The sequence below is a fragment of the Pseudoalteromonas sp. SR43-2 genome (genome assembly GCF_014163885.1).
Classification (GTDB): Bacteria; Pseudomonadota; Gammaproteobacteria; order Enterobacterales; family Alteromonadaceae; genus Pseudoalteromonas; species Pseudoalteromonas distincta.
The window spans coordinates 1-13,644 of sequence record NZ_JACJED010000036.1; the positions used below are offsets into that span (position 1 = coordinate 1).

The 13,644-nt window shown below is 37.5% G+C and carries 12 protein-coding genes; 7 read left to right on the plus strand and 5 right to left on the minus strand.

The features are described from left to right. Window positions 1-331: 331 nt before the first annotated feature. From H5120_RS19770 to H5120_RS19780, 3 genes are all read left to right on the plus strand, one after another. A complete protein-coding gene (locus tag H5120_RS19770) occupies window positions 332-1,435 on the plus strand; it encodes an endonuclease/exonuclease/phosphatase family protein (RefSeq protein WP_182675860.1) in 1,104 nt (367 codons plus the stop codon). A gap of 177 nt (window positions 1,436-1,612) precedes the next feature. Then, window positions 1,613-4,000: a diguanylate cyclase gene (locus tag H5120_RS19775; RefSeq protein ID WP_182675851.1), complete on the plus strand. Its 2,388-nt coding sequence runs from the start codon at window positions 1,613-1,615 to the stop codon at window positions 3,998-4,000. Between the two features lie 189 nt (window positions 4,001-4,189). Continuing rightward, window positions 4,190-4,609 carry an MAPEG family protein gene (locus H5120_RS19780; protein ID WP_182675852.1) on the plus strand — a complete coding sequence of 140 codons (420 nt, stop codon included), beginning with the start codon at window positions 4,190-4,192 and terminating at the stop codon, window positions 4,607-4,609. 127 nt (window positions 4,610-4,736) lie between these two features. On the opposite strand, the gene H5120_RS19785 is transcribed toward H5120_RS19780, so the two are convergent. Further along, a complete protein-coding gene (locus H5120_RS19785) occupies window positions 4,737-6,584 on the minus strand; it encodes an ABC transporter ATP-binding protein (protein ID WP_182675853.1) in 1,848 nt (615 codons plus the stop codon). Window positions 6,585-6,681: 97 nt separating this feature from the next. Continuing rightward, window positions 6,682-7,518, minus strand: a complete 837-nt coding sequence (locus tag H5120_RS19790; RefSeq protein WP_182675854.1) for a hypothetical protein — start codon at window positions 7,516-7,518, stop codon at window positions 6,682-6,684. A gap of 225 nt (window positions 7,519-7,743) precedes the next feature. Between H5120_RS19790 and H5120_RS19795 the strand changes: the two genes are divergently transcribed. Continuing rightward, on the plus strand, window positions 7,744-8,148 hold the full coding sequence (locus tag H5120_RS19795; protein ID WP_182675855.1) for a GFA family protein: 405 nt from the start codon (window positions 7,744-7,746) through the stop codon (window positions 8,146-8,148). A gap of 6 nt (window positions 8,149-8,154) precedes the next feature. Here H5120_RS19795 and H5120_RS19800 read toward each other — a convergent pair whose 3' ends face one another. Beyond that, a complete protein-coding gene (locus H5120_RS19800; RefSeq protein WP_182675856.1) occupies window positions 8,155-8,952 on the minus strand; it encodes a hypothetical protein in 798 nt (265 codons plus the stop codon). 149 nt (window positions 8,953-9,101) lie between these two features. Here H5120_RS19800 and H5120_RS19805 point away from each other — a divergent pair, with 149 nt between their 5' ends. The 3 genes from H5120_RS19805 to H5120_RS19815 all read left to right on the plus strand — a co-directional run bounded on the left by H5120_RS19805 (window position 9,102) and on the right by H5120_RS19815 (window position 11,657). Then, window positions 9,102-9,515, plus strand: coding sequence for a hypothetical protein (locus H5120_RS19805; protein ID WP_182675857.1), 414 nt, complete (start codon window positions 9,102-9,104; stop codon window positions 9,513-9,515). A 174-nt stretch (window positions 9,516-9,689) separates the two neighbouring features. After that, window positions 9,690-11,093: a M28 family peptidase gene (locus H5120_RS19810; protein WP_182675858.1), complete on the plus strand. Its 1,404-nt coding sequence runs from the start codon at window positions 9,690-9,692 to the stop codon at window positions 11,091-11,093. Window positions 11,094-11,210: 117 nt separating this feature from the next. Continuing rightward, window positions 11,211-11,657 carry a DUF4826 family protein gene (locus H5120_RS19815; protein WP_024594685.1) on the plus strand — a complete coding sequence of 149 codons (447 nt, stop codon included), beginning with the start codon at window positions 11,211-11,213 and terminating at the stop codon, window positions 11,655-11,657. 62 nt (window positions 11,658-11,719) lie between these two features. Here the strand turns inward: H5120_RS19815 and H5120_RS19820 are convergent, their stop codons facing one another. Together H5120_RS19820 and H5120_RS19825 are read right to left on the minus strand one after the other, a co-directional pair. After that, the gene (locus tag H5120_RS19820) at window positions 11,720-12,178 is read right to left on the minus strand and encodes a GNAT family N-acetyltransferase (protein ID WP_182675859.1); all 459 of its coding nucleotides are present in this window, start codon (window positions 12,176-12,178) and stop codon (window positions 11,720-11,722) included. A 154-nt stretch (window positions 12,179-12,332) separates the two neighbouring features. Further along, complete coding sequence (locus H5120_RS19825) at window positions 12,333-13,490, minus strand: cupin domain-containing protein (RefSeq protein ID WP_182671572.1); 1,158 nt, start codon at window positions 13,488-13,490, stop codon at window positions 12,333-12,335. Window positions 13,491-13,644 lie beyond the last annotated feature (154 nt).

A 13,644-nucleotide genomic window follows, 5' to 3' on the forward strand; every position in this document is an offset into this window, starting at 1 on the left:
CTCGGCAATTGCTCCTGCATTGCTCTACCTTCTGCATCCATGCAGTCGTAAATGAGAATTTTTTAACACAGGTAGCGACACGTTTAGCCCCGCAAAATGATTAAGTATTATTGCGGATTGGTATAGAATAAAAGAGTGCATAAAATTACAATTAAGCTGGCTGATTTATTACGTAAACATTTAATAAAATGATAGTTTATAAGCAGGCAACACTTTCAACTTTACTTAGGCGAACCCCATCAGCAATCAATATCTTAAACAGTTAGATACAGATTTAAAAAGTGATGAATCTGGAATTATTAACACCCAACTAAAAATAGCCACATTTAACCTGTTTAACTATCTCGAGCCGCCCAATGCATACTATGAGTTTGAGAAAATTTATTCCGCGCAGCAGTGGGCTAAAAAGCAGCGTTGGATTGTTGATTATTTAACAGAACATGCCCCTGATGTGATTGGTTTTCAGGAAGTGTTTAGTATTGACTCGTTAAAAGAGCTAGTAGGCGAGCAAGGTTATAATTACTTTGCTGTAGTTGATACGCCAGAGGTGATTGATGACTTTATTTATAAACGCCCTGTAGTGGCAATCGCCTCTAAATACCCCATATTTGAAGTAGCAGCGGTTGAGCACGATAGTGAGCTTGCAAATGCGCTTGGCCTTAATAGTGAGTTTACTTTTAGTCGTAAAGTACTAAGAGCAACTATAACGCTGCCGCATATAGGCAATACTGATTGTTACGTGGTGCATTTTAAATCTAAGCGCCCAATGATTAATGTTGATGAACATAATAAAGAGCTTACACCCGAGCAAAACATAATTGAAATTTTAAAAGCGAATGTAGCGGGTGGATGGGGCTCAACTATTCAGCGTGGCAGTGAAGCTACATTACTAATGATACAAATGATTGCTCGTCGCGAAGCTACGCAACAACCCATGCTATTAATGGGGGACTTTAATAATGAACTTGCGGATGGCGTATTAAGCCATTTACTGACGAGTACGCTACGCTTTGCGCCTGCATTTGATGCTAAAACCTACCTCGCTAAATATTGTTTAAATGATTCATGGGATTTGTTTGTTAAGTCGCAGCTAAACGAAGATGAACTATTTAATGGTGAGGCAATGACTAGCGATGAAATAAGCGATAGTGAAAGCAATGGCATTTTTGATTTAGCTGATGAAAACGAAGTAAAAAATGTTAATGCAACTAAGCTTATGCCTTTAAGATCACCAACACATTATTATGGCGCGAGCAGCTCCGTGCTTGATTATATTTTATTATCTTGTGAGTTTGATGCCAGCTACCTTGGCAGTTTTTTTGAGGTGATTGAGTATAATACTTATGATCGTCACTTAATAAACCCCGAATTTGAGCGTGATGATTTAAGTACTGATCATGGAATTGTGTTAGTTACACTAAAACTAAGAAGTTAGGCTTGCTCTATGCATAATTATGCTAAAATTATAAATTAAAAGTATTCATATAGCAGCAATACTTGATGTATTGCGCCGGTTTGTATATTTTATCACCAGTCTTTTGAATTGTATTAATAATAAATTACTAAAATGGTAAATATGGAATTTTATACCTACTTGAATCATAAGCGAAATATGGATTTACCTTCGCAAATACATAGTTTCATTGTAAAGCGAATTTATAATTTTACATTTTTAGTGAAAGCTTTGCTTTTTGCTTTGTTTGTTAGCTTAAACAGCGCTTACGCACAAGAAACCACCTCATACAGTTTAACTAACGAATCTAATGCAGGGCTGCTTAAAAGAGCTGAATTACTTATAGATACTGACGTTATAACAAGTATTGAACTAAGTAAGTCGTTGTTGTCACAAGCGCAAAGTGCTGATGACATGTTACTCAGCGCAAAGCTACATAACTTGCTAGGTAGGGCGAATAAAAAAAATAACAATATTAATGCATCGCTCGAGCACTTTTTACAATCCTCTGTTTACTACAGCAAATTAAATGATTCACGAAACCAAATAAAGGCGTCTATTAATTATATAAATATATTATTAGAAGAAAAACGTTATGACGAACTTACTACCCGCATTGAAACTTTATTACCAACAACCCTTGTGTATGGCGATGACTTTTTTATAGCGCAAGTGCTACTTATTAAGGGAGATTCGTTTTATGGGCAAAAAAAGTACGATAACGCGAACGCGCAATATACATCTGCTTTAAAATACCTTGTTGACGAAGACGAATTAATACAAAGACAGTTAGGTGAAACGTATAAAAAATTAGCTCAGTCGTACAAACGCCTCAAAAATAGAGAGCAAACGGCTCACTTTTATACAAAAGCTTTAGAAATATACACAAGTTTAGGTGATTTAAAGCTAATGGCGCGTACTTTAAATACACTAGCAGAAGCACACCGTTATTTAGATAACTTAGTTTTAGCCCTTGATTACTCCACTCACGCATTAGAAATACATAAAGACATTGACGATCCTGTTGGCTTTGCTAAAGCATTACTAGGGGCGGGTATTATTTATCGTCATATTAATCTTTATGAAAAATCACTTGAACATATAAATGAGGCATATTTATATTATAAGAAAGTAAATAACATGCTTGGGATTGCTAAAACATCAAATCAAATGGGACTGGTGTATACACGATTAAGGCAGTTTGATCAGGCCGAATTTTTCTATCAAATAACTATCGATTTGCCAAAAGGTATGGTCGAGGAAAAAACGCTCGCTTCAGCTTTAAGAGAAATGGCTGTTATTAACCTCGAATCTGGCGATTTAGTATCAGCGATGCAATATGCTAAAAAAGCTTATATCACTTATAAAAACAAAAACCTTACATCGTACATTTCTACAACAGCACGTATTATTGGTAATATTTATCGTGCCCAAGGAAATAACAACAAGGCTATAGAGTATTACAAAGAGTCATTGTCGTTTGCCAGAGAAACAGGTGGTAAACTTTATGAGATAAAGTCGCTTACTGCGCTTGCGGGCATTTTAATTGGTATTGATACAAATGAGGCGATTTCTTTACTGAAAAGGTCACTCGCTTTATCAACCGAAATAGATGATAAATTACATATGCTATATGCCTATCGTGAAATTCGAATAGCAGAAAAATTGCGTGGTCGTATAGAAGAGTCACTTCGTTATGCAGAAGAAGAAATAGCCCTAACCGATATTATTCAAAATGAAAGAAGTGAAGATAAGTTGGCGCTTGAAAAAGCACATTTGCATTCGTACAAAATGGAAATAGAGCTTGAGACGTTAAGAGAAAAAGAAAAACGCCATCAGCTTGAGCTTGAAAAGAAAAATAATCAAATTGAAATCGCCGCCCAAGCTAGAGTTATATCAGAGCTAGAGCTTTCAAAGAATAAATACGCCAGTATTGCGCTCGCATTTTTATTAGCCGCTTGTTTAGCTATTGTATTACTGGTTTATAGAAGCTTTATTGCCTCTAAAAAACGTAATGAAGAGTTAGACTATTTGGCAGCAAGAGACCCTTTAACCAATTGTTATAACCGTCGTATTTTATTTGAGGTTATGAATCGCGACTTTTTGGATTTACCTCAGATTGAAGAGTACTGTATTTTAATGGTCGATATTGATCACTTTAAAAGCGTTAACGACACCTATGGGCATAGCATTGGCGACACAGTACTTTGTGGCGTAGCCGAGCTTTTACAAGCTAATATACGTAAAAGTGATAGTGTGGCCCGTTTTGGTGGCGAAGAATTTTGTATTATTTTGCCCAACACAACTCAAGAGCAAGCAATACGTATAGCTGAGGCTATTCGTATTAAAGTTGAAAAAGCGACATTTGATGATATTCCTGTTACGTGTAGCTTTGGGGTTACGTCTATAAAATTTAAAGCAAGAACACCTTCTGAGTTGATTGAACAGGCTGATTTAGCTCTTTATGAGGCTAAGTCCTTGGGGCGTAATCAGGTAGCGTTATGGGATGCTTCGCTTGAAGAGTTTAAACTTTTTAGATCGGAGTAAACCCAGCAGTATACAGTTTAGTTTTGATGTTATTTTTTAAAATTATAACAAGTAAATTTTATACAATGCTGTGTGTTACTTACATATGTAATTAGGCTTATTAAATTAACCCTTTGAATATCAGTGTATTAACTTAGGCTTTAAAATTGCAATCAATACTAAGTTAAAAACAAAACAAGGGATTTAATAATGACTGAAGTTGCACTTTCGGCCTATTTGGCATTTTACCTCTATTTAATTATGTTGCTTGTACAGTGGGCTGTGGCTACGTTTAGCAAAGCTAAAGAACCAAATGCTGTACCAGGTAAAATTGACGAGAATTTATCGCACGACAGCTTTATATTTAGAGCACATCGTACGTTTCATAATACGCTTGAAAACAGTGCATTATTTATAGGTACGGTGTTATTTGCGTTTGTAATTAATTATCAAAGCCCGATTTTTGCAATGTGTATTTGGGTGTATTTAATTGCGCGTTTAATTCACATGGCGCTGTACTACGCTATAGCAACGGAGAAAAACCCAAGCCCACGTAGTTACTTCTTTTTAATCGGCGTACTTGCTAATGTGGTTATGCTGATAATGATAGGGTTAAGACTAATCTCTTAATTTATAAAAAAGTTATAAAATTTATTTATAACGATAAAAAAAGCGAAGAGCCTTTAAGGCATCTTCGCTTTTTTGTTTAAAGTAGAAGCAGAATAAAACTACCTCTACCGTAAGGTAATATTAATGGTTAATCGACGCCTATAAACCCGCCTGTTTGGTGTGCCCATAGTGCTGCGTATATTCCACCCTTAGCAATTAATTGTTCATGAGTGCCTTGCTCAACTACGCCGCCGTCATCAAGTACAATTAATCTATCCATTTGTGCAATGGTTGAGAGCCTGTGCGCTATCGCGATTACTGTTTTGCCTGTCATTAAATCATCAAGACTTGCCTGAATTGCGGCTTCTACTTCTGAGTCGAGTGCGCTGGTGGCTTCGTCGAGTATAAGTATGGGGGCATTTTTAAGTAGTACACGTGCAATAGCAATACGTTGGCGTTGACCGCCTGAAAGCGTAACACCGCGTTCGCCCACTTGTGCATCAAAGCCTTTATTACCTTTGCTGTCGACCAAGTCGTTTATAAACTCAAGCGCCTTAGCTTGTTTGGTCGCGTTGACCATCTCATCGTGGGTTGCATCGGGGCGACCGTACAAAATATTGTCTTTTACTGAACGATGAAGCAAGGAGGTATCTTGCGTTACCATGGCTATATATCGGCGTAGGCTTTCTTGGCTTACGTCTGTGATGTTTTGCCCATCAATTTTTATTGTTCCAGAGTCGGTATCGTAAAAGCGCAGTAATAAGTTAACAAGTGTTGATTTACCCGCGCCAGAGCGACCGACTAAGCCAATTTTTTCACCAGGTTTAATATTTAAGTTTAAACCGTTCATTACAGGGCTGCGATTAGTCTCGTTTGCAGCTTTGCCGTAGTTAAAGTGTACGTTGTTAAACTCAATAGCACCTTGGCTTACGTTAAGCGTATCAGCGTTTGGTTTATCGGCAACTTCGATAGGGTTTGACAGTGTTTTCATACCATCGGCTACGGTGCCAATGTTTTCGAACAAGCTGCTTATTTCCCACATGATCCACTGCGCCATACCGTTTAATCTGAGCGCTAAGCTAACAGCAACTGCAATGGCGCCGGCGCTAATTGCACTAAGTGACCATAAATAAAGTGATACAGCGGCAACCGAAAATACTAATAGGTAATTTAAGCTTTGAATAACAAAGTTTAAGCTGGTTACTAAGCGCATTTGCTTGTACACAGGCTGTAAAAATACATCCATGCTTTGTTTTGCGTACTGCTCTTCACGTTGGGTATACGAAAACAATTTAATAGTTGAAATGTTGGTGTAGCTATCAACAATACGACCAGTCATTTCTGAGCGCGCATCGGCTTGTGAGCTGGCAATTTTTTTAAGGCGTGGTACAAAGTAAAGTTGCACGCAAATGTATAAAACCAACCAAACTAATAAAGGGATCATTAAGCGCCAATCAGCTTCGGCAACTAAAAATACCATTGAGCCAAAATAAACCACTATGTACATTAATACATCGAGTAGTTTGGTCACTGTTTCGCGAACGGCTAAAGAGGTTTGTAGCACTTTAGTGGCTATTCTTCCTGCAAATTCATTTTGATAAAAGCTAACACTTTGGCGCAGTAAATAACGATGCGCTAACCAGCGAATCGACATAGGGTAATTGCCAAGCAATGCTTGGTGCAAAATAGCAGAATGAAAAAAGACAACAATGGGCAATACTAATAACAGCATGACAGCCATTTTAATAAGCTCTGACTTTTGCTCTACAAACAAGGTTTCGGGCGTGTAGGCCGTTAACCAATCAACAAGTTGGCCCATGTAGCTAAATAAAGAAACCTCTAAAATAGCGAGCATGGCGGCACTGATTGACATAAGCAGCAACGACAGTTCCATTCCTTTGGTGTAGTGGCGACAAAAAGCAAATAAAGTAGAAGGCGGCTGAGTGGGTTGGTCCTCAGGAAATGCTTTTGTCATTTTTTCAAATAATCGATACATTTTAAAAACTTAAATGGCAAATAATGACGAGTATCATACCATTTAAGTATTTTTAAATGCAGGTTTGTAGGGCACTAATTATGAGTATTATTCTTATTTATTGCGTTGGGTTACTTAGGTTTATTCCTTCGCTCATGTATAAATCGTCATATCTGAGACCACCATTTCCGTAAGGCTTTTTAATTGGGCCTGTATTACAGTTTGCTAAAAAGTATATAAGAGGTTGTTCGCGCTTCATTCTAAATTGTGCATTTTTATATACCAGTGTTTGCTTGCTAAATTCACCCCCTTTTACGTAAACATCATATTGCTGACCTTGCTCTGAGGCTGCTGCGTTATTAACAACGTACCATACGTCGTACCAAGTATTTGTTTGCAGAGGTTTAGCTGACTGGTTTGTAGTGTAGTTTTGAATGTTGCTATATCCGCTGTCGGTTTTAACCATTAAAGCGCCATCGTTTACAAACCCGTTTGATTCTGTTTTATCGGTTACGCGAAGTGTTGGCTCAAACGCATCGTACGCATGTTTATTTATTAGCGCTGGAGAAAGGTTACTCAATCCAAAAGCATGGTTATTAGGAAACGCAGCCACGTTTATACGCATATAAAATGTGTAGGTGGCGCCAACTTCAACCGCTTGTGGAAGTTTTGTATAAGAAAGCGCTTTACGATTTCCTACAATGCCCTCAGCCGCAGGCTTTTTGAGTAAATAATGATTTGTTGATGCAGATGCTTGTTCTGATTGTATAACTGTTATTTGTGGATTTTTAACCTGTGGCTTAGTTTCATTTTGGGTATCGACACTTTGCCACTTGCTAAGTGAATTTTCAAAGTCATCAATAAGCAGCCAATCGCTCGATGTATTTTTTTGAATGGTTGAACACGACGCTAACGCGCTTAACAAACATAAAAGTGACATGTGTTTAAAATGCATAATTGGCTCTCAGTAAGTTTAGATATTTTTGGTTAACCAATTATTGTTTTGGCTATAACTTTAAAGTAAAGGTTATGTAACCAATTTAATGTTTTTATGTCAATCACTAAAACAAAAGTTATGGTTTAATAGAGCTTGAGAAATATAATGTTGTTATTGTATTTATAAAATCAACTCAGCAAATTTTAACTGAGTATAAAAATAATTTAATAGTTAGGATGTTATATGTATACGGGTTCGTGTTTGTGTGGTGAAGTAAACGTTGAAGTGTCGGGCAGTATAACCAGCATTATTCATTGTCATTGTTCACTGTGCAGAAAAAACAGCGGGACTGCATTTGCAACCAATGGCTTTGTAAATACAGATGACTTTACAATAACCAAAGGGCAGGCACTACTTAGCGAGTATAGTTTTAAAGCAGGGCGCACACGTTATTTTTGTAGATGTTGTGGCTCGCCTGTTTACAGTAGCAATAATGATGACAAAAGCAGAATACGAATTCGGTTAGGAATATTCGATACCGATATTACTGAGCAGGTTTTATCGCATAATTTTGTTACGTCTAAAGCTAACTGGGAGAAGTTAGAAACAAGCTTACCGTGCTATGAAAAACATGAACCTGGTCGATAAAGCGTTTTATTCAATGTGGTAAATGCTGTTAATACTTTTATAAAGGTCTGGCGCAAAGTTTATAAACACAGGTGAGTTTTGTATTTCATCAATGTTTATATGCATTAATGTATGCTGGCTTAGTATGATCACTATATTTTTGTATTCGTTAAACTCTATTATCGCTAAGCACTTAAAATGTCGCCTTAAAAGCACTAAAAGTATTTGCAGCTCTTGGCCAGTTTGTGGGTTTAAATTAATGATTACCTGCGTATTTTGCTCACTGCAGCGATTTATATTTTGCCAAAAGCTATCGCTGGTTAAAAAAGGCTGATGATATTCACCACTAAAAATATCGATAGTGATTACGTTAAAGTGATCAGTGCATTGGGTAATATATTGCTCGGCGCATTGTAAATAGGTGCTGTGCTTAATTGGTAACTTAAAGTGCTGGGCAGCAATTAAGGCAATGCTTGGGTTTATTTCTACCGTGTTAAATGTATTGATGGTGTTTATGTAAGGCGTACTACTTTGCAAGTGATACATAATTCGCTCAAACCCTGCAGTGCCTAAACCTAAATTTAATATATTTAGTGTATCTACCGGTTTAAGTAAAAATAACAACATACATTGGTTTACAGGTACTATTACTTGCTCTGGGTGCGTAAGGTTCATAACGCCTTGAATTGTTATGTCTTCATTGGTTTTTTGTGCAAGCGTTAACCAACGGTATTCTTTATTTTGATACACGCATACGGGGCCGTACGCGCTTTGCTGCGACTCAATAAGGTTACTTGTAATTGTATCTTCTTTTAGTTGACGCATAACTTAAACTATTAATGTATACACAATTACAGTGTGCCACGAAAATCGCATTTTTTTATAGATTATTGTGTAACAAGGTTTGTAATTTAACCTCTAAATATAATATTGTATTAGCAATTAATTACTTAGACGTTATTCAAGGATTGGAAATGGGATTGATTTTAGGGCCTGCTGTTTTAGCGTGGTTTGCAGTATTTATCTATTCTTTACGATTAGGGTATGTGCTTATTTATACAAAAATGAGCGTATTAACCACAGTGTCTACTTTTGCAATTAGTATTGTTGGTATGTTGGCTTTTATGACGTATGGATATAGGCAGTTTGTAAACAATACCTCAGTTTGGGCATTTGAGATCCCAAGTTACTTTTTATTTAGCAAAATAGCTTTTATAGGTGTGTTGAGTGGTTTTTTACTTAACTACTATATTAAGCCTGAAAATAGTTCGGAGTTTTTGAGCTGTTTAGCATTTGTATTAATATTTATGTTTTCTGCTGGTGTGCTTGCAAGCTTAGGAGGACATGAGGCCTTTTTGAAAGAATTTGATATTAAAACCACTCATTAAAAGTATGCATAATAAATTTTGGCCCAGTACCTATAAATGGTAGTGGGCTTTCTACTATCCTAATAACCTCTTGTGAATGCGCTTTAGCGTGCTCCTTTCTGCATCTACCTCAAATGTATTGCCATAAAATCTTAGTTAAGTAATGGTTACACTATAATAATTAGGAGCTAATAGATGCTTAAAACACCTTTGAAAATCACAACAACGTTACTTAAATTTACTGCAATTGCAGGTGCCTGCACACTTGCATTATCAGCACATAGTGAAACGCAACTACAATACACAGAACAGCAAAAATTACATGACATAGCAGCTCAAGTATCAGCCGCACGTATTGGTAGTGACATTCAAACGCTGGTGGATTTTGGTACTCGCCATACGCTTTCAGAGACTAAATCGGATACGCGAGGTATTGGTGCGGCTAGGCGTTGGATAAAAAATGAATTTGAAAAAATATCCGCGCAGTGTGGCGGTTGTCTGGAAATTATTGAAGTAAAGGACACTATATCGGGCGAAAAGCGCATTCCTAATCCTGTTGAAGTGGTTAACATTGTGGCTATTCAACGAGGGTCAAGTGAGCCTAATCGCATGGTGATTATGTCGGGTGATATAGATTCTCGTGTGAGTGATGTTATGGACTTTACGAGTGATTCACCTGGGGCAAATGATAATGCATCAGGTGTGGCGGGAGTAATTGAAGCTGCTCGTGTTTTAAGTAAATACAAATTTAATGGTTCGGTAGTTTACGCGGCGCTTTCGGGCGAAGAGCAGGGTTTGTTTGGTGGAAAAATATTAACGGCTTATGCGCAAAAGCATGACTGGCAAGTTCATGGCGTTTTAAACAACGATATGATTGGCAATATTACCGGTATTAATGGGGTAACTGATAATACAACTGCGCGTATATTTTCAGAAGGTACCCGTGTTGTAGAAACAAAAGAGCAAGCCAATACTCGCCGCTTTACGGGTGGTGAAGTTGATTCGGCGAGTCGAAATTTAGCTCGTTACATAGATACTATTGCTGACAGATACATTCCTAACTTAGATACAATGCTTGTATATCGATTAGATAGATTTGGCCGTGGTGGGCATCATCGTCCATTTAATGATGCAGGTTTTGCAGCCGTGCGTATTATGGAAACTAACGAGCACTACGATCGTCAGCATCAAGATTTACGCACTGAAAATGGCGTTGAGTATGGCGATACAATTGAAGGCGTTGATTTTGATTATACAGCTAAGTTAACTTCACTTAATGCGGTAACTATGGCATCTATGGCGTGGGCGCCCGCACCGCCAAAAGAAGTTAAAATAAAGGGAGCTGTTACAGCTGATACATCGTTTTCATGGCAACAAAGCAATGATGAAAATATTGCTGGCTATAAAATTTATTGGCGTTACACGAGCGAGCCGCAATGGCAGTTTAGTAAATACGTTGGTAAGGTTTCACAGTACACACTTAAAAACGTAGTGATTGATAATTATTACTTTGGTGTAGCGTCTGTTAGTAAAGACGGTGTTGAGTCGCCAGTAGTATTTCCGGGTGATGTGGGTTCGTTTGATCACAATATAAAATAATAGTTTGGCTAAAAACACAGCAAACAGAGCGCTTTAAGGTGCAAATGAGCGTTTTATACTTGCACCTTATTTACTAAGCCCTTAGAGTGTTAAAAAAGAAGTAAAAGGTTAATAAAAATGCAGCAACAAGAAAAAAAGCCGTTAACAGCAAAAGAACAAGTTATAACTGATGAGCAAAGAATGCAGTGGCAACGCGAATGTTTTCAAACAGCGCAAAAGCATTTAGCCGAAAAGGGCATTATGCCAAAATCAGTAGTTGATAAAGACAGTCGGTTTTTAGCACCACTTTGTGCAATGTGGAAATTTAAAGCACAGAACGGTAAAACATATTGGGTAGTAACAGGGCGGTTACCTACAGATCATGCTGAGGTAAGTGCAGCTACAGATGCTCGTGATGCAATGCGTTACTTTTCTTTGCAGTGGCAATTAAAAGCGGATCAGATTATGAGTACAGGCGCGCGTGATAAAACACAGGTAGACTTTGCTAACTTACTTATAAATAGAGCACATGGCTTGTACGAAATGTATGATAATGAACCGCTGTGGGCAAATGAGGCAAAGTAACGACAGTTTGGGTTAAGTAAAAAAGTAGAGGGTGATAGCTTATTTATTGCCCTTTGCTTTATCTAATGGAGAAGTGTGAAGGGGGTTGTATTAAACGCTGAAACAGGGCATTGCATACGTTGCCTAGGAATTCCCGCCTCCATAAATACATTCCCTTGCTGAATAAAGCCATTTCGCTTAAAACGCTCTACTTCATTTAAAATACAATTAATGCTTACTTCTTCAATACCTTGGTTTGACGCTAATTCTACAATAAAGTTGAGAAGCGATGTATATACTTTGCGATTACGGTGCTCAGGTAATACAGCTATTCTGCCGATCAAGCCATCTTTACATAATCTACCTGTTGCTATTGGGCAGTTTGCATCGTCTGTAACAAGTACATGTAATGCAATTTTATCTAGGCTATCAAATTCGATGTGTTTGGGGATATGTAACTCGTAAACAAAAACTCGCTCTCGAATTTTTTGTAGCAAATCTTTTTTTATATCCCATTCAACCTTATCAACCAGATAGCCCATTGCAAACTCCTATTGATACCTAATTAGAATGAGTAAGCAATCACAGCAAAATTATTTATGCCAATATCAGATGAAAATTAAAAATTTTAACTGACCTGTATACATCATATTTTACGCTGAAAAATGCTCATCATTATTAATATAATTGGCATTATTACTCGTGGTCTATATTAAACCAGATCCCCTCATTAACAAGTGTAGTAAAAGTTTGAGTAAAAACTAAACTTGGATTTGTTAAATTTAATGCTGAAGTTTCAAACTCAGTATGATCGGTAAGTAGTTTTACCGCCGCTAAGTCGGTTAGCGGCATAGCGTAATTTTCGCCATTTACACTTAGTAAAACTTCTGTATCGAGTTGCTGATAAATAGCGCGTGTGCCGCCTAAGCGTTCAAACACTGTTTCTTCATCACTTAAATCATCGCTTATTTGCTCTGACGTAAATGGAGGCTCTACTGGCGCTAAATCCATTTCATGTTTGGGCTGACTAAGTGTTGAGCCTAACCATTGTTTAAATAAATCGTCATTTTCTAAAAGTGCTGCCATCAGTGTTTTAACTTTATCAACTTCAAGGCTTGTAAGTTCACCTTTAGATTTTCTTAGTGTGATGTTGTGATCGGTATAACGTTTTTGGCCGCTTTCGGTATCAATAATATGATCGGCAAAGCTCGATAATAAATCTTGTTGATTTGGCGCTCTAAAACCAACTGAATAATTGAGCGCGTTTTCTACGGCGTAACCTTCGTGAGGGCACCCTGGTGGAATATATAAAATATCGCCAGGCTCTAATATGCAATCAATTACGGCTTCAAATGCTTCTACTTGCAGTAATTTTTTGTTTTGAGCAAACTGCTTAAGGGTTGGATCGGGCAGCCCTACGCGCCAATGACGTTTGCCTTCGCCTTGAATAATAAACACGTCATATTGGTCTAAGTGTGGGCCAACACCACCATTAGGCGTTGAGTAGCTGATCATTAAATCATCTATGCGCCAGTTTGGAATAAATCTAAATGGCTCTAGTAGTTGCGCAGCTTCGCTATGCCAGTGATCAACTGCTTGCACGAGCAGTGTAGAATGATCGTCTGTTAACTGCTCAAAGTCTTCAAATGGACCTTGGTAGGTTTGCCAATCATTTTTATGATTAGTGATAATACGCGACTCTATGCTTTCTTCCATTGCGAGGCCGGCAAGTTCATTAGCATCAAGTGGGTCTTGAAAGTCTGCAAAACCTTGTTTGATTAAAAGCGGCTTTTTTTGCCAAAAATGGCTTAAAAACTCTTGCTCAGACAAATTATTTATTTTTAATTGATACATACATTATGCCTACTAGTTAGTGCAATGGGTTTGTCCCGTCCTAAAATACGTTGACGGTTTTAAATGAAGGCCAGTAGCTTTTGCTCCTGGCTTTTTTTGTGCACTTGGTTTGGTGTTTTCATTCCTAAACTCAAATGCGGCCTAAATTCATTGT

Coding starts and splice junctions, on each gene's coding strand:
- H5120_RS19775 (WP_182675851.1), top strand. CDS start 1,613: ATGGATTTACCTTCGCAAATACATAGTTTCATTGTAAAGCGAATTTAT.
- H5120_RS19780 (WP_182675852.1), top strand. CDS start 4,190: ATGACTGAAGTTGCACTTTCGGCCTATTTGGCATTTTACCTCTATTTA.
- H5120_RS19785 (WP_182675853.1), bottom strand. CDS start 6,584: ATGTATCGATTATTTGAAAAAATGACAAAAGCATTTCCTGAGGACCAA.
- H5120_RS19790 (WP_182675854.1), bottom strand. CDS start 7,518: ATGCATTTTAAACACATGTCACTTTTATGTTTGTTAAGCGCGTTAGCG.
- H5120_RS19795 (WP_182675855.1), top strand. CDS start 7,744: ATGTATACGGGTTCGTGTTTGTGTGGTGAAGTAAACGTTGAAGTGTCG.
- H5120_RS19800 (WP_182675856.1), bottom strand. CDS start 8,952: ATGCGTCAACTAAAAGAAGATACAATTACAAGTAACCTTATTGAGTCG.
- H5120_RS19805 (WP_182675857.1), top strand. CDS start 9,102: ATGGGATTGATTTTAGGGCCTGCTGTTTTAGCGTGGTTTGCAGTATTT.
- H5120_RS19810 (WP_182675858.1), top strand. CDS start 9,690: ATGCTTAAAACACCTTTGAAAATCACAACAACGTTACTTAAATTTACT.
- H5120_RS19815 (WP_024594685.1), top strand. CDS start 11,211: ATGCAGCAACAAGAAAAAAAGCCGTTAACAGCAAAAGAACAAGTTATA.
- H5120_RS19820 (WP_182675859.1), bottom strand. CDS start 12,178: ATGGGCTATCTGGTTGATAAGGTTGAATGGGATATAAAAAAAGATTTG.
- H5120_RS19825 (WP_182671572.1), bottom strand. CDS start 13,490: ATGTATCAATTAAAAATAAATAATTTGTCTGAGCAAGAGTTTTTAAGC.